The organism is Mycolicibacterium chengduense (assembly GCF_033741155.1).
Taxonomy (GTDB): Bacteria; Actinomycetota; Actinomycetes; order Mycobacteriales; family Mycobacteriaceae; genus Mycobacterium.
Window position 1 is genome coordinate 827823 of record NZ_JAWQNH010000003.1, and the last position, 20465, is coordinate 848287.

18 protein-coding genes are annotated in these 20465 nt (G+C 69.2%); 12 read left to right on the forward strand and 6 right to left on the reverse strand.

The genetic code is table 11. From position 1 onward, the window contains the following. Positions 1-20 precede the first annotated feature (20 nt). The 6 genes from SBI67_RS14465 to SBI67_RS14490 all read left to right on the forward strand — a co-directional run bounded on the left by SBI67_RS14465 (position 21) and on the right by SBI67_RS14490 (position 6762). Positions 21-2075 (forward strand): PhoX family protein, encoded by a 2055-nt coding sequence (locus SBI67_RS14465; protein WP_318981198.1) that lies wholly within the window; start codon positions 21-23, stop codon positions 2073-2075. 45 nt (positions 2076-2120) lie between these two features. Beyond that, on the forward strand, positions 2121-2897 hold the full coding sequence (locus SBI67_RS14470) for an LLM class F420-dependent oxidoreductase (protein ID WP_318981199.1): 777 nt from the start codon (positions 2121-2123) through the stop codon (positions 2895-2897). A gap of 1 nt (position 2898) precedes the next feature. After that, the gene (locus SBI67_RS14475; RefSeq protein WP_318981200.1) at positions 2899-3561 is read left to right on the forward strand and encodes a GntR family transcriptional regulator; all 663 of its coding nucleotides are present in this window, start codon (positions 2899-2901) and stop codon (positions 3559-3561) included. An 82-nt stretch (positions 3562-3643) separates the two neighbouring features. Beyond that, entirely contained in the window at positions 3644-5404 is a 1761-nt protein-coding gene (locus tag SBI67_RS14480; protein ID WP_318981201.1) for an ABC transporter substrate-binding protein/permease, read from the forward strand. Continuing rightward, complete coding sequence (locus tag SBI67_RS14485; RefSeq protein WP_318981202.1) at positions 5404-6225, forward strand: amino acid ABC transporter ATP-binding protein; 822 nt, start codon at positions 5404-5406, stop codon at positions 6223-6225. Before SBI67_RS14480 ends, SBI67_RS14485 begins: the two co-directional genes overlap by 1 nt. 69 nt (positions 6226-6294) lie before the next feature. After that, positions 6295-6762, forward strand: coding sequence for a MarR family winged helix-turn-helix transcriptional regulator (locus SBI67_RS14490; RefSeq protein ID WP_266047984.1), 468 nt, complete (start codon positions 6295-6297; stop codon positions 6760-6762). Here the strand turns inward: SBI67_RS14490 and ggh are convergent. Further along, positions 6759-8099 carry a glucosylglycerate hydrolase gene (ggh, locus tag SBI67_RS14495; protein WP_318981203.1) on the reverse strand — a complete coding sequence of 447 codons (1341 nt, stop codon included), beginning with the start codon at positions 8097-8099 and terminating at the stop codon, positions 6759-6761. The genes SBI67_RS14490 and ggh overlap by 4 nt on opposite strands. 68 nt (positions 8100-8167) lie before the next feature. On the opposite strand from ggh, the gene SBI67_RS14500 reads away from it, so the two are divergent. Further along, complete coding sequence (locus tag SBI67_RS14500; protein WP_318981204.1) at positions 8168-8833, forward strand: SDR family oxidoreductase; 666 nt, start codon at positions 8168-8170, stop codon at positions 8831-8833. Positions 8834-8837: 4 nt separating this feature from the next. Here SBI67_RS14500 and fdhA read toward each other — a convergent pair whose 3' ends face one another. Together fdhA and leuS are read right to left on the reverse strand one after the other, a co-directional pair. Further along, complete coding sequence (gene fdhA / locus SBI67_RS14505) at positions 8838-10055, reverse strand: formaldehyde dehydrogenase, glutathione-independent (protein ID WP_318981205.1); 1218 nt, start codon at positions 10053-10055, stop codon at positions 8838-8840. A 184-nt stretch (positions 10056-10239) separates the two neighbouring features. Further along, entirely contained in the window at positions 10240-13092 is a 2853-nt protein-coding gene (gene leuS / locus SBI67_RS14510; protein ID WP_318981206.1) for a leucine--tRNA ligase, read from the reverse strand. Between the two features lie 184 nt (positions 13093-13276). On the opposite strand from leuS, the gene SBI67_RS14515 reads away from it, so the two are divergent. Both SBI67_RS14515 and SBI67_RS14520 read left to right on the forward strand, forming a co-directional pair. Beyond that, entirely contained in the window at positions 13277-14332 is a 1056-nt protein-coding gene (locus tag SBI67_RS14515) for an LpqN/LpqT family lipoprotein (RefSeq protein WP_318981207.1), read from the forward strand. A 31-nt stretch (positions 14333-14363) separates the two neighbouring features. Then, the gene (locus SBI67_RS14520; protein WP_318981208.1) at positions 14364-14729 is read left to right on the forward strand and encodes a hypothetical protein; all 366 of its coding nucleotides are present in this window, start codon (positions 14364-14366) and stop codon (positions 14727-14729) included. 9 nt (positions 14730-14738) lie between these two features. Here SBI67_RS14520 and SBI67_RS14525 read toward each other — a convergent pair whose 3' ends face one another. Further along, on the reverse strand, positions 14739-15344 hold the full coding sequence (locus SBI67_RS14525) for a YqgE/AlgH family protein (protein ID WP_266047978.1): 606 nt from the start codon (positions 15342-15344) through the stop codon (positions 14739-14741). Positions 15345-15473: 129 nt separating this feature from the next. Between SBI67_RS14525 and SBI67_RS14530 the strand changes: the two genes are divergently transcribed. Both SBI67_RS14530 and SBI67_RS14535 read left to right on the forward strand, forming a co-directional pair. Next, positions 15474-16772, forward strand: coding sequence for an MFS transporter (locus SBI67_RS14530; protein WP_318981209.1), 1299 nt, complete (start codon positions 15474-15476; stop codon positions 16770-16772). A gap of 10 nt (positions 16773-16782) precedes the next feature. Next, positions 16783-17559 carry a TIGR03084 family metal-binding protein gene (locus SBI67_RS14535; protein WP_318981210.1) on the forward strand — a complete coding sequence of 259 codons (777 nt, stop codon included), beginning with the start codon at positions 16783-16785 and terminating at the stop codon, positions 17557-17559. A gap of 18 nt (positions 17560-17577) precedes the next feature. Here SBI67_RS14535 and SBI67_RS14540 read toward each other — a convergent pair whose 3' ends face one another. Continuing rightward, on the reverse strand, positions 17578-18078 hold the full coding sequence (locus SBI67_RS14540) for a pullulanase (RefSeq protein WP_318981211.1): 501 nt from the start codon (positions 18076-18078) through the stop codon (positions 17578-17580). Between the two features lie 16 nt (positions 18079-18094). Next, complete coding sequence (locus SBI67_RS14545; RefSeq protein ID WP_318981212.1) at positions 18095-19570, reverse strand: CCA tRNA nucleotidyltransferase; 1476 nt, start codon at positions 19568-19570, stop codon at positions 18095-18097. Positions 19571-19681: 111 nt separating this feature from the next. Here SBI67_RS14545 and SBI67_RS14550 point away from each other — a divergent pair, with 111 nt between their 5' ends. Then, positions 19682-20455 carry an NUDIX hydrolase gene (locus tag SBI67_RS14550; protein WP_318981213.1) on the forward strand — a complete coding sequence of 258 codons (774 nt, stop codon included), beginning with the start codon at positions 19682-19684 and terminating at the stop codon, positions 20453-20455. Positions 20456-20465 lie beyond the last annotated feature (10 nt).

The following is a 20465-nucleotide window of genomic DNA, read 5'->3' on the forward strand; positions in this document are numbered from 1 at the left end:
CTCGCGTAGGTTCGCCGGCCATGGCCCTCGTTCCGCTGAATCTGCTTGTCTCCCACCACGGCCGCTCTGGCCGCCAGCATGTGACCTGCCGCAATCGCTGCGGGGACGCCTGCGCCAGGCCGGCACCCAACACCAGTGCCAACGAGTACTTCGGTGACCTCGTGACCGAGATGTCGCGCCGGTCGGTGCTGCGGGCCACCGGTATCGCGGTGCTCGCCGTGGGAGCGGGTTCGGCGCTGGCCGCCTGTTCCGGCGACAAACCGACCGAAGGCACCGCATCCACGACGCCGGCACCGCAGGGGCAGCCACCGGCCGGTATGCGATTCGACAGCGTGGCCCCCAACACCGAAGACACCGTCGTCGTGCCAGCGGGGTACCAACAGCGCGTCGTGATCGCCTGGGGCGACCCGGTGCTGCCCGGCGCCCCGGTGTTCGATATCAACCGGCAGACGGGTGCCGCACAGCGCCAGCAGTTCGGCTTCAACAACGATTTCGCCGCGCTGTTGCCGATCCGCGGCGCGTCCGGGCGCTACCTGCTGGTGTCCAACCACGAGTACGTGAGCCCGCAGTTCATGTTTCACGGCTACGACGCCGACGCCCCCACCCGCGAACAGTTCGACGTCGAGACCGGCGCGGTCGGCCTGTCGGTGGTCGAGGTCGAGCGCGGCCCGCAGGGCGGATTGCGTCCCGTCATGGGCCGGTACAACCGCCGCATCACCGCCGACACGCCCTTCACCCTGACCGGGCCGGCCGCCGGCGCTCCCGCCGTGCGGACCGCCGCCGACCCGGCCGGGCGCACCGTGATCGGCACCTTCGCCAACTGCTCCGGCGGCGTAACACCCTGGGGCACAATTCTTTCCGGCGAGGAGAACTTCCATACGTATTTCGGTGCCGCCGCGGGCACACCGCCGGCGGACCCCGACCGGTACAAGCGCTACGGGGTTCTCACCGAACCGTCGGAACTACGGTGGGAGAACTTCGACCCGCGCTTCGACCTGGCGAAGACACCGACCGAGGTGAACCGATTCGGCTACGTCATCGAGATCAACCCCTGGGACCCCGCCTCGACACCGGTGAAACACTCCGCGCTGGGCCGGTTCAAGCATGAGGCCGCCAACGTGTACGTCACCGGGGACGGCACCGTGGTGGTGTACACCGGCGACGACGAACGCTTCGACTACATGTACAAATTCGTGTCGGACAAGAAGATCGAGCCCGGCAACATGGCACACAACATGACGCTGCTCGACGAGGGCACGCTGTACGTCGCCAAGCTGTCCAGCGATATCCCGACCGACCAGATCGACGGCAGCGGCACGCTGCCCGCCACGGGACGCTTCGCCGGCTCCGGCACCTGGCTCCCGCTGCTGCACTGCGGGCCCGCCGGTAAGGCCGAGTCCCTGGTCGAAGGATTCTCCGCGCAGGATGTCGCGGTGTTCACCCGGCTGGCCGCCGACAAGGCCGGCGCCACCAAGATGGACCGCCCCGAGGATTTCGAGGCCAACCCCGCGACCGGCAAGCTGTACGTCGCGCTGACCAACAACGACAAGCGCGGCGCCGACGGCAAGGCCAAGCCGGATGCGGCCAACCCGCGCAGCGAGAACAAGAACGGCCAGGTCCTGGAGATCACCGACGACCACGCCGGCACCACCTTCACCTGGGACCTGCTGCTGGTCTGCGGTGACCCGGCGGCGGCCGACACGTATTACGGCGGCTTCGACAAGACGCAGGTCAGCCCCATCTCCTGCCCGGACAATGTCGCTTTCGACGGGTACGGCAACCTGTGGATCTCGACCGACGGCAATGCGCTGGACTCCAACGACGGACTGTTCGCGGTGGCACTCGACGGCGACCGGCGGGGCGAGACCAAACAGTTCCTCACCGTGCCGGTGGGCGCGGAGACCTGCGGTCCGGTGATCACCGACGACCTGATCACCGTCAGCGTGCAGCACCCCGGCGAAGGCGACGACCACAGCCTGGACAACCCGCTGTCGCACTGGCCCGACGGCGGTACCGCCCCGGCGCGGCCCGCCGTGGTGGCGGTGTGGCGGGACGGCGGCGCCATCGGCGTGTAGGCCGACCGAGTTTGGAAAACGCCGCGGCGGGCTACCGTTGAGGTCATGACTCGGATCGGCGTCCAGCTGCAACCCCAGCACTCCCCCAACTACGGTCACCTCCGCGACGCCGTGCGCCGCTGTGAGGACCTCGGCGTGGACATCGCCTTCAACTGGGATCACTTCTTCCCGTTGTACGGCGACCCGGACGGGGCGCATTACGAGTGTTGGACCATGCTGGGCGCCTGGGCCGAACAGACCTCGCGCATCGAGATCGGCGCACTGGTCACGTGCAACTCCTACCGCAATCCCGAACTGCTGGCCGATATGGCCCGCACCGTCGACAACATCTCCGACGGCCGGCTGATCCTGGGCATCGGGTCGGGCTGGAAGGAGAAGGACTACGACGAGTACGGCTACGAATTCGGCACGGCAGGAAGCAGACTCGACGACCTGGCCGCCGCGATGCCCCGCATCACCGGACGGCTGGCGAAACTCAACCCGCAACCGGTGCGCGAGATCCCGATCCTGATCGGCGGCCAGGGTGAACGCAAGACGCTCAAGCTCGTCGCGCAGTACGCCCACATCTGGCACGGTTTCACCACCGCGGAAAGCTATCCGGACAAGGCCGCGGTGCTGGACCGGCACTGCGCCGACGCCGGCCGCGATCCGGGCGCCATCGAACGATCCGCCGGCGTCGACCGCAGCGGCGCCGGGTTGATCGCCAATGCCGAAGCGCTCACCGCGCTGGGGGTTTCGCTACTGACCGTCGGCGTGAACGGCCCGGACTACGACCTGTCGGAGGCCGAAGAACTGGTCCGGTGGCGCGACAGCCGGAGCTGACTTGCCCAAGCGGTACGGCGTCAACGAGCGCGAGCAGGTCGTCGGGCACGTTGCGCAGCTGATCCTGACCGGAAAGCTCCGGTCCGGAGATCGCTTGGACCGCAACGATCTTGCCGCGTCTCTCGGAGTCAGCCGGGTACCGGTCCAGGAGGCGGTGGCCCAGCTGGAACACGACGGCATCGTGGTCACCCGCTACCACCGCGGCGCGTTCATCGCGCGGTTCGACGCGCACGTGCTGTTGGAGCACTACTACCTGTTCGGGGTGCTCAACGGCCTGGTGTCCGCTGGCGCGGCGGCCGAGGCCACCCCGCAAACCATCGACCGGCTCAAGGACCTGACCGGCCAGTTGCGGGCCGAGAACTTTCACGACATCGCGTGGGAGTATCGGCAGCTGCTGACCGACCAGCACGCCGGACCGCGGCTGCAGGCCGCGATCGACGCCGCGCAGACCTTCATCCCGCGCGCCTTCTGGGCCGACCACCTGCACGCCGGGCCAGCCCTGTTGGCGCACTACGAGAACGAGACCAACGCCATCGCCGACGGTGACCCCGACGCCGCCCGCGTCGCATGCCAGACGGGCGCGGCGCTGATGGGCCGGGTGATGCTCACCGAGCTGGTGCGGCGCGGGGTGCTGGCCCCGCTGATCCCGTCCGGCTCCGATTGAGGCGGGGCCCGGCAGGCACCGAAATGACGCAGCCCTGAGCCGAAGCATTCTCCGTTGGCCACCGACCGGTTAGGTTTCCACGATGACGTCTGTACCCAACCGCATTCTCCGGGCGGTGGTCTGCGTGCTGGTCGCCGTACTGGCGGGCGGGCTGGCACTGGCCGCCCCGGCGAACGCCGACCAGTGCGCCCCACCCGGCGTCGACAGCGCCAGCGCGCTACCGACGAACCTGGCGGCCGCCGCCAAGGGTCCAGGCGCGGACAAATACACCACGGCTTCGGTCGAGCCGTTGCAGAGCATCGACGTCAACGCGCTCGGGCTCGGCGTTCCCGGCGTGCTCACCGTCGGCACCCTGTCCGACGCGCCACCGAGCATCTGCATCGATGCCAAGGGTCAGTTCACCGGATTCGACAACGAGCTGCTGCGCGCCGTCGCCGACCGGATCGGGTTGAAGATCAACTTCGTCGGCACCGATTTCTCCGGGCTGCTGGCCCAGGTGGCCTCCCGACGGTTCGATGTCGGCTCCTCGTCGATCACCACCACCGACGCCCGCCGCAAGACGGTCGGGTTCACCAACGGCTATGACTTCGGCTACTTTTCGTTGGTCGTGCCGACCGGATCGGCCATCACCGGCTTCTCCCAGCTGGCGAAGGGGCAGCGCATCGGTGTCGTGCAGGGCACCGTCCAGGAGGCCTACGTCGTCGACACGTTGCACCTGGACCCGGTGAAATTCCCGGATTACAACACCGTCTACGCCAGCCTGAAGACCCGCCAGATCGACGCCTGGGTGGCGCCGTCACAGCAGGCCGTCGGCACGGTGCAGGCCGGGGACCCCACGGTGATCGTCGAGAACACCTTCAGCCTGGACAACTTCGTGGCGTGGGCGGTCGCCAAGGAGAACAAACCGCTCATCGATGCGCTCAACGCCGGTCTGGACGCCGTGATCGCCGACGGCACCTGGGCCCGGTTGTACTCCGACTGGGTGCCGCGCGCGCTGCCGCCGGGCTGGAAGCCGGGCTCCAAAGCCGCTCCCGTCCCGCAGCTCCCCGACTTCGCGGCCATCGCCGCCCAGCACGCCGGTGCTCCGGCCGCCGGCGCGGCGGCACCGAAATCGACTCTGGCGCAACTGGGTGCGGCCTTCCTGGACTGGGACCTGTATCGGCAGGCCATCCCGGACCTGTTCAAGACCGGATTACCGAACACGCTGATCCTCACCGTCTGCGCCGCCGTCATCGGCGTGCTGCTCGGGCTGGTGCTCGCCATGGCGGGTATCTCGCGGTCCCGCTGGCTGCGCTGGCCGGCGCGGGTGTACACCGACATCTTCCGCGGTCTGCCCGAGGTGGTGATCATCCTGGTGATCGGGCTGGGCATCGGGCCGGTCGTCGGTGGCCTGACCGGAAACAACCCGTACCCGTTGGGGATTGCGGCACTGGGGTTGATGTCGGCGGCCTATGTGGGCGAGATCTTCCGGTCCGGCATCCAGAGCGTGGAGGCCGGTCAGCTGGAGGCGTCGCGTGCGCTGGGTTTCAGCTACCGCTCGTCGATGCGGCTGGTCGTGGTGCCCCAGGGCGTGCGCCGGGTGCTCCCGGCATTGGTGAACCAGTTCATCTCGTTGCTCAAGGCCTCGTCGCTGGTGTACTTCCTCGGGCTGGTGGCCAACCAGCGCGAGCTGTTCCAGGTCGGCCGCGACCTCAACGCCCAAACCGGCAACCTGTCCCCCTTGGTGGCGGCCGGATTGTTCTATCTGATGCTCACCATCCCACTGACCCACGTGGTGAATCTCATCGACGAGCGGCTGCGCACCGGCCGTCAGCCGGCCCCGGTGCAAGAGGAGATGATCTGATGGCTGATTCCAGGGCGAGCGAAGCGACGGGGAAAGATTCCAGGGCGAGCGAAGCGACGGGGGAAGGTCCAGGGGCGAGCGAAGCGACGGGGAATGCTGCGGTTTCCCTGAGTGCCAAGGACATCCATCTGTCGTTCGGTCCCAACGCGGTACTGCGCGGGGTGGACCTTGAGGTGCCCGCGGGCAGCACGGCCGTGGTGATCGGACCGTCCGGTTCGGGGAAGTCCACACTGCTGCGGACCCTGAACCGGCTCTACGAACCCGACCGCGGCGACATCCTGCTCGACGGCCGCTCGGTGCTGGCCGACAATCCGGATGTGCTGCGGCAACGGATCGGCATGGTGTTCCAGCAGTTCAACCTGTTTCCGCACCGCACGGTGCTGGACAACGTCACCCTGGCGCCGCGCAAACTCAAGGGCATGGCCGCCGACGCCGCCCGCGAGCTTGGACTGGCCCAGCTGGATCGAGTTGGTTTGCGGCACAAGGCCGACGTGCGTCCGTCGACGTTGTCGGGCGGCCAGCAGCAGCGGGTGGCGATCGCCAGGGCGCTGGCCATGTCACCACAGGTGATGTTCTTCGACGAGGCCACCTCCGCGCTGGACCCCGAATTGGTCAAGGGCATCCTGGAACTCATCGCCGAGCTGGGCTCCGGTGGCATGACCATGGTGGTGGTCACGCATGAGATGGGCTTCGCCCGGTCCACCGCCGACGCAGTGGTGTTCATGGATCACGGCAAGGTGGTCGAATCCGGGCCGCCGGAGCAGATTTTCGAGGCCGCCGAAACCGACCGGTTGCGTCGCTTCCTGTCGCAGGTGCTGTGAGCATTCCGGCAGGGGAAAATCGGTGCGGAACCGACCTGGCATGCCCTGACAGGTTAGACTAGCGAAATTATGGTCGAGACCGAACCGCAGGTCGCTGAGCTGGCCGGAGAGCTCCAACGAGTGCTCTCGAAGCTGTTCTCCGTGCTGCGTCGCGGTGACACCAACAAGGGTCAGGCCGGTGACCTCACGCTGGCTCAGTTGTCGATCCTGCTGACCCTCCTCGACTGCGGCCCCATCCGGATGACCGAGCTGGCCGCGCACGAGCGCGTCCGCACCCCGACCACCACCGTGGCGATCCGCCGGCTGGAGAAGTTGGGGCTGGTCAAGCGGTCGCGTGACCCCTCCGACCTGCGGGCCGTACTGGTCGAGGTGACCCCGCGCGGGCTGGTTCAGCACCGGGAGGCCCTCGACGCCCGGCGGGCGTTCCTGGCCGAACTGGTGAGCAACCTCAGTGAGGACGATCAGCGCACCCTGGCCGCCGCGCTGGGCTCGTTGGACCGCCTCGGCGACCAGGCCCCGGCCGAGAAGCCGAACTAACCCAGCCAGTCCAGCACGGCGGCCGCCGTCCAGGACTGTTGCATGCTGCCCAATGGCTCGCCGGTGAACGGTTCGTAGTACTCGGCGAAGGTGCCGTCGCTGGCCTGCCGCAGACCTTCGCGGCGCAACACCGACGACCGCTCTGCCCAGCCGCGGCGGGCGAAACACCACGAGAACAACCACGTCATCACCGGCCACACCGGACCCCGCCAGTATTCGCGCGGCCGGAAGTCCCGCGACACCGGCGAGGTCGACGGGATCAACGCGTACTTCAGGTCCGGGTGGCCGCAGAACCGCGGCCCCTCAAGCAATTTCAGCAGGGCGCGTTCCTTGTCGTGCGGCAGCCCGCCGCACAGCAGCGGGGCGAACTGCGCGACGGTCTCAGTGGCCACCCACTTCTCCGCCCGTACGTCGAAATCCCTTGCCGCACCCGTTCTTTCGTCAGCGGTCTCGACGACACCGGTACGGAAGCGGTCGGCCCACGAGTGCAGGTCGCGGACGTCGGCGAGCGGGCGCTTGTAGTCCTCGCCGATCTCGGCCAGCACGGTGCAGGCCACCGAGAACACCGCCGAGACGAACACGTCCTCCACGGCGAAGCTCATCACCTTGGGCAGCAGCTCGTCGTCGTAGCGGACCGACTTCATCTCCTCGACCAGCCACAGATAGCGGTCGTACTCCAGATCCGACGGGCGCTGGGTGGCGTCGGTGTTGATCTTGTTGTCCTCGCGCTGGTATTCGGGCACGTTGCCCGGAATCACGTTGGCGTAGGCGCTGTCCCAGCGCGGCGAGTTGTCCATCCCGGATTCCCAGCCGTGGTACAGGGTCACCCGGCCGCGGCTCTGCTGATCGCGGCACTCGGCCAGCCAGCGATGCCAGCGCACCAGGTCGGGCCAGCGCCGGTCCAGGAATGCCTCGGCGACCGCCCGGGTGCTGCGCCCCCTGGTCTTGGCATGATCCAGGATCCGCTGCACGGCGATGGCATGCACCGGCGGCTGGGTGATACCTGAGGTGTGCCGCACCCGCGAGGCGTTGGCGGCCAGCGCCGAGGTAGCCCAGCGGGCGGGGCCGGGAAAGTAACCGTCGACCCCGTTGGCGAAGACGATGTGCGGGATCATGCCGTTGCGCCACTGCGCCGAGAGCAGCGTGTCCAGTTCGACGACGGCCCGCTCCACACTCAGCGGCGCCAGGCCGATCGCGACGAACGCGGCGTCCCAACTCCACATGTGCGGGTACAGCAATGGGGCCGCGGTGGTCATCACGCCCAGGTCGTTACCGCGCAGGAGATAGGCGGCGCGGGCGGCCAGCTGCGTGGGCGCAAAGCTCGGGTCGGGTGGCATCGCATCCATAATGCGTCGCCGGGCGGCATCGTGCAGATTGGACCGGGCATATCGCTACCCTCGACGGTGTGCCGACCGCATTGATCACCGGCGCGGCGGGCGGCATCGGTTCCGCCATCGCCGCCGCGCTCGCCCCCACCCACACCGTGCTGCTGGCCGGTCGCCCGTCGGCCCGCCTGGACGCTCTCGCCGACCGCCTCGGCGCTCCGACCTGGCCGTTGGAGCTCACCGACCCGGAATCGATCGAATCGGCCACCGAGGTGCTCTCCGAACTCGACGTGCTGGTGCACAACGCCGGTGTGCTCTATCCGGGGCGGGTGGCCGAGTCCACCGCCGAACAGTGGCGGGCCAGCTTCGAGGTGAACGTGACCGGCGCGGTGGCGCTGACCCTGGCGTTGTTGCCGGCGCTGCGGGCCGTCCGCGGGCATGTGGTGTTCGTCAATTCCGGCGCCGGCCGCACGGTGTCGGCCGGGATGGCGTCCTACTCGGCGAGCAAATTCGCGTTGCGGGCGTTCGCCGATTCACTGCGCGCCGACGAACCGTCGCTGCGGGTGACGTCGGTGTTCCCCGGCCGCACCGACTCCGAGATGCAGCGCGACCTGGTCGCCTACGAGGAACGTGACTACCAGCCCGAGCATTTCCTGCGGCCGGAGACCGTCGCCGAACTGGTCGCCCACGCGGTGGCCACCCCGCCGGACGGCCACGTGCACGAGATCGTGGTCCGGCCGCGCTGACCGGTCAGGCCGCCGGCACCATTCCGTGTGGGTCGAGCACGAACTTCTGGGCGACCCCGGAGTCGAACGCGGCATAGCCCTCCGGCGCCTTGTCCAGTCCGATGACGGTCGCGTTCACCGCGTCCGCGATATGGGCCTTGTCGTGCAGGATGCTCATCATCAGCCCGCGGTTGTACTTCAGCACCGGGCACTGGCCGGTGTAGAAGCTGTGGCTCTTCGCCCAGCCCAGGCCCAGGCGCACCTTGAGCGTCCCGTGCTTGGCATCGTCGTCCGTGCCGCCCGGATCCCCGGTCACGTACAGGCCCGGAATGCCCAGTGATCCGCCGGCACGGGTGACGTTCATGATCGAGTTGAGCACCGCGGCCGGCTGCTCCCCGGCCCCGTGTCCGTGGCCGCTGGCCTCGAATCCCACCGCGTCCACAGCGCAATCCACCTCATCGGTGTTCAGGATGTCGGCGATCTGTTCTTCCAGCGTGGCATCGGCGCTGATGTCGATGGTCTCGCAGCCGAAGGATGCGGCCTGCTTGAGCCGGTCGGCATTCAGGTCGCCGACGATCACCACCGCGGCCCCCAGCAGGTGCGCCGAGTACGCGGCCGCCAGACCGACCGGGCCCGCGCCGGCGACGTACACCGTCGATCCCGTGGTGACGCCCGCCGTCTTGGCTCCGTGGTAACCGGTGGGGAAGATGTCGGACAACATGGTCAGATCGCGGATCTTGGCAAGAGCGGCATCCCGATCGGGGAACTTGAGCAGGTTGAAGTCGGCGAACGGCACCATGACGTAGTCGGCCTGCCCACCGAGCCAGCCACCCATGTCGACGTACCCGTAGGCCGATCCGGCCCGGGCGGGATTGACGTTCAGGCAGATGCCGGTCTGGCCCTCGCGGCAGTTGCGGCACCGCCCGCAGGCGATGTTGAAGGGCACCGAGCAGATGTCCCCGACTTCCAGAAATTGGACGTCGGAACCTTTTTCGACGATCTCCCCGGTGATCTCATGGCCGAGGGTCTGACCGACCGGCGCGGTGGTGCGCCCGCGAACCATGTGCTGGTCCGACCCGCAGATGTTGGTCGATACGCATTTGAGGATGACGCCGTGGTCGGCTTTGCGACTCATGCCCATCGCATCGGCAACCTCGGCGGGAACTTCGAGTTTGGGATACGGCAACGTCTCGACGGCCACCTTGCCGGGACCCTTGTAGACGACGATCCGGTTGTCAGACACGGCACACTCCATACTGGGCCGCGGACACCGTACGTCGTTCTCTCAGGCGGGATTTCCGCCCGCACCAGCGCGGCCCTGCCGTCCAGTATCCGCGCGCCGATATGCGCACGGGCGAATGTGTGCATATCGGCGGCGGAAACTAACCGAACGGTGGGGACTGCCCCCACCGCGCCGGCGGTCGACCTCAGACGACGAGGTTCACCAGCCGGCCGGGCACCACGATGACCTTCTTCGGGGTGGCGCCGTCCAGGAATGCCAGCACCTTCTCGTCGGCCAGCGCCGCCGCCTCCAGCGCCGCCTTGTCGGCATCGGCGGCGACGGTGATCTTGCCCCGCACCTTGCCGTTCACCTGGACCGGCAGTTCGACGGTGTCGTCCACCAGATAGCGCTCGTCGGCCACCGGGAACGGTCCGTGCGCCAGCGAGGTGTCGTGGCCGAGCCGGCGCCACAGTTCCTCGGCCAGGTGCGGCGCCAGCGGGGCCACCATCAGCACCAGCGGTTCGATGGCCGCGCGGGCGGCCACCCCCTCCTTGGTCAGATGGTTGGTGTACTCGATGAGCTTGGCCGCGGCGGTGTTGTTGCGCAGTGCCGCATAGTCTTCGGCCACTCCGGCGATCGTCTTGTGCAGGTGGCGCAGTGTGTCCTGCGACAGTGCCTCGTGCTCGACGACCCGCTGCCCGCCGGTGGTCTCGTCGACGACGGTGCGCCAGACCCGCTGCAGGAAACGGTGTGCGCCGACCACGTCCTTGGTGGCCCAGGGTCGCGACGCCTCCAGCGGACCCATCGACATCTCGTAGACACGCAAGGTGTCCGCGCCGTAGGCGTCGCAGATCTCGTCCGGCGACACCGAGTTCTTCAGGCTCTTGCCGATCTTGCCGAATTCCTGGTTGACCTCTTGATCCCCGTACCAGAACTTGCCGTCGCGCTCGACCACGTCGGCGGCGGGCACATAGCTGCCGCGGGCATCGGTGTAGGCAAAGGCCTGGATGTAGCCCTGGTTGACCAACCGCCGGTAGGGCTCCGCGGAGCTGACGAAGCCCAAGTCGTAGAGCACCTTGTGCCAGAACCGCGAATACAGCAGGTGCAGCACCGCGTGCTCGACACCGCCGACGTACAGGTCGACGCCGCCCGGGTCGCCCGGCCCATGGATCTCCGGCCGCGGACCCATCCAGTACGCCTCGTTTTCCTTGGCGCACAGTTCATCCGGGTTGTGCGGGTCGGTGTAACGCAGCTCGTACCAGGAGCTGCCGGCCCACTGCGGCATCACGTTGGTGTCGCGGGTGTAGGTCTGCAGCCCGTCGCCGAGGTCCAGTTCGACGTGCACCCACTCGGTGGCCTTGCCCAACGGGGGCGATGGTTCACTGTCGGCGTCATCAGGGTCGAAGGACACCGGCGCATAGTCTGGGACATCCGGAAGTTCTACCGGCAGAGCCGATTCCGGCAGAGCGTGGGCGCGGCCGTCGGCGTCGTAGACGATGGGGAACGGTTCGCCCCAGTAACGCTGCCTGGCGAAAAGCCAGTCACGCAGTTTGTATTCGACCCGGGACCGGCCGCGGCCGTCGGCCTCCAGCCGGGCCACCACCGCCTCCTTGGCGGCAGGCACCGCCAGCCCGTTCAGGTAGTCGGAGTTGACCAGCTGGCCGTCGCCGGAATACGCCTGTTCCGAAATATCGCCGCCGGCAATGACTTCCACGATCGGCAGACCGAACTCGGTGGCGAACTCCCAGTCCCGCTGGTCATGAGCGGGAACCGCCATGATGGCGCCGGTACCGTAGCCGGCCAGCACGTAGTCGGCGATGAAGACTGGCACCTGGGCGCCGTTGACCGGATTGGTGGCATACGCGCCGAGGAACACCCCGGTCTTGGTCTTGTTCTCCTGGCGTTCCAGATCAGATTTCGCCGCGATCGCGGCGCGGTAGGCCGCCACCGCCGCTGCCGGGGAGGCCGCGCCGTAGGTCCAGCGCTGGTCCACGCCGGCCGGCCATTCGGCCGCAGCCAGCGCGTCCACCAGGTCGTGCTCGGGCGCCAGCACCAGGTAGGTGGCGCCGAACAGGGTGTCCGGCCGGGTGGTGAACACCTCGACATCGCCTGCCGGCGTACTGAATTCGACCGACGCACCGGTGGACCGGCCGATCCAGTTGCGCTGCATGGTCTTGACCTTGTCGGGCCAGTCCAGCACGTCCAGGTCGTCGAGCAGCCGATCGGAGTACGCGGTGATGCGCATCATCCACTGCCGCAGGCGTTTCCGGAACACCGGGAAATTGCCGCGGTCACTGCGGCCGTCGGCGGTGACCTCTTCGTTGGCCAGCACGGTGCCCAGCCCCGGGCACCAGTTGACCATCGAGTCGGCGCGGTAGACCAGCCGGTAGCCGTCCACCACGTCGGCCCGTTCGGCATCCGACAGGCTCGCCCAGTCCCGGCCATCGGGCAGTGTCCTGGTACCCGAGCCGAACTCGTCGACCAGTTCGGCGATGGGCCGGGCCCGCTTGAGCTCGGGGTCGAACCAGGCGTTGAAGATCTGCAGGAAGATCCACTGGGTCCACTTGTAGAAGTCGACATCGGTGGTGGCGAAGCTGCGCCGGGTGTCGTGCCCCAGGCCCAGGCGTCCCAATTGGCGCCGGAAGTTGACGATATTGGCCTCGGTGCGGGTGCGGGGGTGGGTCCCGGTCTGCACCGCGTACTGCTCGGCGGGCAGACCGAACGCGTCGAACCCCAGCGCGTGCAGCACGTTGCGACCGGTCATCCGGAAGTACCGGGCATAGACGTCGGTCGCGATGTACCCCAGCGGATGCCCGACGTGCAGGCCGTCGCCGGACGGGTACGGGAACATGTCCTGGACGAACATCTTGTCCGCAGGCACCGGGCCGCCGTCGGCCGGCGCCAGCGAGCCGACCGGATTCGGCACGTTGAAGGTGCCCATGGCGTGCCAGCGCTGTTGCCAGTCGGCCTCTATCGCACCGGCCAACTGCGCGGTGTAGCGATGGGTCGGGGCGTCAACATCGGTGGCGGTCTCGGGGCCGGCCGGGGCGTCTGTCACGCCAAACAGGGTATAAGCGCCGCTGAGGGAGGCTTCGGCCACGGGTTGATAAAGGTTGCGTTGCAGAGCGGTCAGCGCACGGTTGCAGCTCGATTCCGGCCCTGGTGAGCACGCCGCGGGCGTGGATACAGTCGGCCCCTGACTTGGGAACGAGCAGGGGAAGGACCGACGTCAGATGAGGGAGATGGCCGACAATCCGAGCGTGCGGCACCGTTGGCGGATGGTGCTCGCCGGCACCGCGGCAGGACTGGCCGGTGTGGTCGGCCTGGCGGGCAACACCGCCGCCGCCGAGCCGCTGGCGCCGCAGCCGGTGCTGCCCGCTCCTGCCACCGTGACCCAGACCGTCACCGTCGTCCCGAACGCCGGGCTTGCACCCGCACAGGCGGCCAGTGTCCCCGCCGCCGGGCTGGCCGGCACCCCGGCCGCCCCGGTAGCACCCGCCGCGGCCGGTGCCATGATGGCCCCGGCCGGCACGGCGCCGGTCACCCAGGCGATCACTCAGCCGGTCGCCATCCCGCTCAACCCGGACAACTCGGGCACCATCAGGGACTACCTCACCTCCAAGGGCGTCACGCTGGAGCCGCAGAACCCCCGCGATTTCACGGCGCTGCACATCGTGCTGCCCATGCCGAGCGGCTGGTCGCAGGTGCCCGACCCGAACGTGCCCGACGCCTTCGCCGTGATCGCCGACCGGACCGGCGGTGACGGGCTGTACACCTCCAACGCCCAGGTGGTGGTCTACAAGCTGGTCGGCGATTTCGACCCCCGCGAAGCCATCCGGCACGGGTTCGTCGACAGCCAGCAGCTCACCGCGTGGCGTCCCACCGACGGCCGGATCTCGGTCATCAACGACGTGCCCACCTCGTGGATCGAAGGCACGTACCGCGAGAACAACATGACGCTCAACACGTCGCGGCACAACCTGATCGCCACCTCCGGGCCGGACCGCTACCTGGTGTCGCTCGCGGTGACCACCGGGGCGAGCGTGGCGGTTGCCTCCGGAGATGCCACCGACGCGATCATCAACGGCTTCAAGGTGCTGCCGCCCGGTGCGGTGCCCGCCGCGGCTCCGGCCGCACCGGCCGCTCCCGGGGTTCCCGGTGCCGCCGCGGCTCCCGCTGCGCCGGCAAGTCCTGCGGTACCGGCAGCGCCCGCACCCGCGGCTCCGGCGGGTTCCGCCACGCCGCTGGCCACCGGCGCCGGCGCCGTCGCACCGGCGGCGCTGGGCCTCGCCCGCTGACGGATTCCGGGCGCCTCGTATCCTGGGGCGCATGCTCGTCGCCGCCGTGTTGTGTCTGTGCGCCGCGGCCGCCACGGCCGGTGTTGCCGGCTGGACGCTGACCCGCCCGCACGCCGCCGATCCCGTGCGTCAGGTGCTGCGCGCCGTCGCGCCAACTCAGTTCGCGGCCGCGGCGATGCTCGCCGCCGGTGGGGTGGTGACCCTGGTCAAGCCGGGGTCGACGGCGCTGCTGGTGCTCGTGGTGTGCGTGCTGGGTGCGATCGGCACCGTCGCGGCCGGGTGCTGGCAGAACGCCAAGCTGGTCGCCAGGGCCGAGGCCGCCGAGGAACTCGCCAAGGCGCAGACCGGTTCGAGCTGCGCCGGGTCATGCGCCTCGTGCACCCTGTCCTGCGGCTGACCGCCGGAGTCAGTTCCTGCTGAGGTCGATCGGATGGGTGGCCAGCATGGACAGTGGTAGCGGCTGGCGCCGCAGCACCCGGGCCCACAGGTCCACCCGCGGTTCCACCAGGATGTCCGAGGGCAGCGCCGACAGCACGATCCAGTCGTCGCGTTCGATCTCGCCGTCGAGCTGGCCGATGGTCCACCCGGAGTAACCGGCGAAAATCCGCACGCCCTCCACCACCGGGGCGATCGCCTCGGGATCGGCGTCCAGGTCGACCATCACCACCCGGCCCTGCACGTGACGCAATCCGGGCGCGTCGCTCGCACTCATCCCGACCCGCAGGGTGGCCAGACACAATGCGGAATCGCGCTTCACCGGTCCGCCGACGAACATCGTCTTGGGCTTCACCGCAAGCTTGGCCCACTGCGGGAGCACGTTGTACACCGCCGTCTCGCTGGCGCGGTTGAGCACCACTCCGAGCGTGCCGCCCTCGTTGTGCTCCACGATGTAGATGACGCTGCGCCGGAACGTCGGCTCGAGCAGATCCGTCTCGGCGAGCAACAGGGTTCCGGCCCGCACCCGAGGTGCCGTCGGAGTCGGGTAATCCTCCGGATCCTCTGGGTGCGCCACCCGTCCATCATCGCACCAGCGGCCGCGCGTCGTGACGAACAAGCACGGCCCGCCGGGATATTTGTAGGGTGGATTCCGGGTGCGGACGGCTCGTTGGCACCGCCCGGCCCGGACAGGATCTGAAACCACATGACCGACACCCGCCCACCTGACACCGGCTGGCAGGCGGTCCGCGGCATGCCCGAATTCCGGCGACTGCTGGAACTGCGGGCAGTCAGCCAGTTCGGCGACGGACTGTTCCAGGCCGGCCTGGCCGGCGCCATCCTGTTCAACCCCGAACGGGCGGCGCGGCCGTGGGAGGTCGCACTGTCGTTCGCCGTGCTGTTCCTGCCCTATTCGATCCTCGGCCCGTTCGCCGGCCCGCTGCTGGACCGCTGGGACCGCCGCTGGGTGCTGGTGGGCGCCAATGCCGGCCGGCTGGCGCTGGTGCTTGCCGTGGCCACCGCGCTGGCCGTCGACTCACCCAATCTGGTGCTGCTGCTCGGAGCGCTGCTCGTCAACGGGTTCACCCGATTCGTGTCGTCGGGGTTGTCGGCCGCGCTGCCGCACGTGGTGCCGCGCGACAAGGTGGTCGCCATGAACTCGGTGGCCACCGCGACGGCCTCCGTGGCGACCTTCCTCGGCGCCAATTTCATGCTGCTGCCGCGGTGGCTGCTCGGCGCGAACGACGCCGGGGCCGCCGTGGTGATCTTCTTGGCCGCGGTGCCCATCCTGGGTGCACTGTGGCTGTCGGTGCGTTTCTCCCCGCACGTGCTGGGCCCCGACGACAGCGCCCGCGCGGTACACGGGTCGGTGGCCTACGCCGTGTTCACCGGCTGGGTGCACGGGGCGCGCACGGTGCTGTCGGTGCCGACCGTCGCCGCGACGCTCAGTGGGCTGGCCGCGCACCGGATGGCCTTCGGCATCAACACCCTGATGGTGTTGGTGATCGTTCGGCACATCGGTGATCAGGAAGTCGCGGGCGTCGGATTAGGCACCACGGTGCTGTTCGTCGGCGCCGCCGGGGCCGGTGCGCTGCTGGCCACCCTGCTGACCCCGGCCCTGGTCGGGCGCTGGGGCCGGTACCGCGCGGCCAACGGGGCACTCGCGCTGGCGGCCGCGGTGCAGCTGTGCGCGATCACCCTCGCCGTGCCGGTGATGATCGTCTGCGGCTTCATCTTGGGTGCGGCCGGACAGGTGGTGAAGCTGTGCGCGGACAGTGCCATGCAGATCGACGTCGACGACGCCCTGCGCGGGCACGTGTTCACCGTCCAGGACGCGCTGTTCTGGATGTCGTTCGTGCTGGCCGTCACCGCGGCGGCCGCGGTGATCCCGGCCGACGGCCGGTCGCCGGCACTGGTCTGTGCCGGCGCGGCGCTCTACCTGATCGGACTGGCGCTGCACGCCTGGATCGGTAGACGCGGCAGACCGGTGCCGGACCGGGGCTAGGGTGTCACCCGTGGCTGGAGCCGGACCGATCATCGCCGACCTGCAGGCCGAGAGCGACGTGCTGGACGCGTTGGTTGCCGAGCTGCCCGAGCAGGCCTGGCAGACCCCGACCCCCGCCCCCGGCTGGACCATCGCGCATCAGATCGCCCATCTGTGGTGGACGGACCAGACCTCGCTGCAGGCGGTCACCGACGAAGCCGCCTTCGGGCGGGTGCTGGCCGAGGCCGCCAAGAACCCGCTCGGCTTCGTCGATGAAGGTGCCGAGCTGCTGGCCGGCACTCCCCCGGCGGAGTTGCTGGCGGGTTGGCGCACCGACCGGTCCCGGTTGCACGACGCCCTGCGCACCGTCGAGGACGGTCGCAAGCTGCCGTGGTTCGGACCGCCGATGAGCGCTGCGTCGATGGCGACCGCCCGGCTGATGGAGACCTGGGCGCACGGCCTCGACGTCGCCGACGCGCTCGGCGTGCGCCGCGAGCCGACGGCACGGCTGCGGTCCATCGCCCACATCGGCGTACGGACCCGCGACTTCGCCTTCACCGTGCACGGCCGGACGCCGCCAACCGCACCGTTTCACGTGAAACTGCAAGCGCCAGACGGAGATTCGTGGACCTGGGGGCCCGACGATGCGGACCAGTCGGTGACCGGGTCGGCCGAGGATTTCTGCATGCTGGTCACCCAGCGCCGGGCCCCGGCCGAACTGGACGTGACAGCCGTCGGCGCGGACGCCGCGACCTGGCTGACCATCGCGCAGGCGTTCGCGGGACCACCCGGCGCCGGCCGGGGCTGAGCAGCGGGGCCCGCGGGCCTACATCTCGCTCGCCGAATCCGCGGCCCCGTCCCCGTCGGTATCGACGAGCTTGATGTCCCAGTGCCCGTCGGCATCGCGATCGGCGTAGGCGGCCTCCCCCGCCAACGCCCGGTCGGCCAGTCCGTCGCCATCGGTGTCCAGCAGCCGGTCGTCCACCTGACCGTCGCCGTCGAAATCCACGACGGGGCCCCCGCTCTGCTCGACCCCGTCCAGCCCGAACCAGCGCAGCTGCCCACCCCGAGCGCCGGCATCCGCCGCCAAAGCCCAAGTGCCAGAACCGTCGTCGGTGAAGTACGCGGCGCCGGCGGCCCCCACGTCGTGCACCCCGTGCTCGGCCAGCCCATCGCGGTCCAGATCGGCGAGCGCGTCATCGACCAGACCGTCCCCGTCGAGATCGAGTCCGACACCGTCGAGCAGGCCGTCGGCGTCGACGTCGACGACCGGCTCCGCGGAGAACATGGTGGCGCCGCCGTCACCGTCGGCCAAGCAATAGTCCATGCCCTTTACAGACGCATCAGCGTGGGCGCGCGTTCCACCATTTCTTGAGTTCGGCGACGGCCTCGTCGTGCTCGAGGGGTCCGCGGTCCAGCCGTAGTTCCTTGAGGTACTTCCACGCCTGGCCGACCTCGGGACCCGCCGGGATGCCGAGAATCTCCATGATCTCGTTGCCGTCCAGATCGGGGCGCACCCGCTGCAGGTCCTCTTTCTCGGCCAGTTCGGCGATCCGCGCCTCCAGGTCGTCGTAGTTGGCCTGCAGCCGGGCCGCCCGCCGTTTGTTGCGGGTGGTGCAGTCCGCCCGCACCAGCTTGTGCAGCCGGCTGAGCAACGGCCCGGCGTCGGTGACGTACCGGCGCACCGCCGAATCGGTCCACCGGCCCGTCCCGGCCGCATCCGCATACCCGTGGAAGCGCAGGTGCAGGTACACCAGCTGGGACACGTCGTCGACCATCTGCTTGGAGTACTTCAGCGCGCGCAGCCGCTTGCGCGCCATCTTGGCGCCGACCACCTCGTGATGATGGAAGCTCACCCCGCCGTCGGATTCGTGCCTGCGGGTGGCGGGCTTGCCGATGTCGTGCAGCAGCGCCGCCCAGCGCAGCACCAGATCCGGGCCGCCCTCGGGCAAGGGGTCCTCCAGGTCGACGGCTTGGCGCAGCACCGTCAGCGAATGCCAATACACATCCTTGTGCTGATGGTGTTCGTCGATCGCCATCCGCATCTCGCCGACCTCGGGCAACACCACATCACCGAGACCGGTCTGCACCATCAGATCCACCCCGGCGACCGGGTCGACGCCCAAGAGCAGCTTGTCCAGTTCGGCGGCCACCCGCTCGGCGGTGATCCGCTCCAGCTGCGGCGCCATGTCCAGCAGCGCCTCCAGCACCCGCGGTGCGACGGTGAAGCCCAGCTGGGAGACGAACCGGGCCGCCCGCAGCATCCGCAACGGATCGTCGCCGAACGACACCTGCGGCGCCGACGGGGTGTCGAGCACCCTGGCGCGCAGCGCCGCCAGCCCGCCCAGCGGGTCGCAGAACTCGGTCGGCCCGTCCGCGGTGATCCGCACGGCCATCGCGTTGACCGTGAAATCGCGGCGCACCAGATCCTCGTCGAGGGTGTCACCGAAGCGGACCTGCGGGTTACGCGTCACCTGGTCGTAACTGTCGGAGCGGAAGGTCGTGATCTCCAGCCGGTGCGCACCCTTGGCCACGCCGATCGTGCCGAACTCGATGCCGGTGTCCCACAGCGCGTCGCCCCAGCCGCGCAGCAGCTTCTGCATCTGCTCCGGCCGCGCGTCGGTGGTGAAGTCCAGGTCCGTGCACCCCCGGCCGAGCAGGGCGTCGCGGACGCTCCCGCCCACCAGGTACAGCTCATGTCCGGCGGCGGTGAACACCGCGCCGAGGTCGGCGAGCAGCGGCCGGTATTCGCTTAGCGCCACCCAGGCGCCGGCCAGCAGTTCGGCGTCGGCGGCTTCCGGGGTCGGGTGGTTCGGCACGTTCGGTGAGTCTAGTGACGACCATCCCGGCGATAACGACCCGGCGACAGCCCGGCCACGACCGGGCCAGTGTGGCGAGGACGGCCTGCCGCGGCAGCTACTATCGCTTGGGTGTCGGACGGCGAACAAGCCAAACCGCGACGGCGCCGAGGGCGTCGCCGCGGACGCCGCGCTGCCGGTCCCCCGACACCCGCATCCGAGCAGTCCGCCTCGAACGCCGACGAACCGGCCACCGAGAAGACCGCCAGTCCGGCCAAACCCGGCCAGAACCGCCAGCAACGTCCGCCGCGACGGGCCCAGGAACGGTTACGCACGGTGCACGAGACCTCCGCGGGCGGACTCGTCATCGACGGAATCGACGGTCCGAGGGAGGGCCAGGTCGCCGCGCTGATCGGCCGGATCGACCGGCGCGGGCGGATGCTCTGGTCGCTGCCCAAGGGCCATATCGAGATGGGTGAGACCGCCGAACAGACCGCCATCCGCGAGGTCGCCGAGGAGACCGGTATCCAGGGCAGCGTGCTAGCCGCCCTCGGCAGCATCGACTACTGGTTCGTCACCGAGGGGCGCCGCGTACACAAGACGGTGCACCATTACCTGATGCGTTTCCTGGGCGGCGAACTGTGCGATGACGATGTCGAGGTCACCGAGGTCGCGTGGGTCCCGCTGGAGGACCTGCCGGCCCGACTGGCCTACGCCGACGAGCGGCGGCTCGCCGAAGTCGCCGGCGAACTCATCGACAAGCTGCAGACCGACGGCCCCGCAGCACTGCCGCCCTTACCGCACAGCTCACCGAGACGGCGCCCGCAGACCCATTCGCACACCAGGAACCGGCGCCAGGAGGACTCACCCAGGCGACGGGCGAACGGATGCGGAAACGGCCCGTGACGTCGACGGC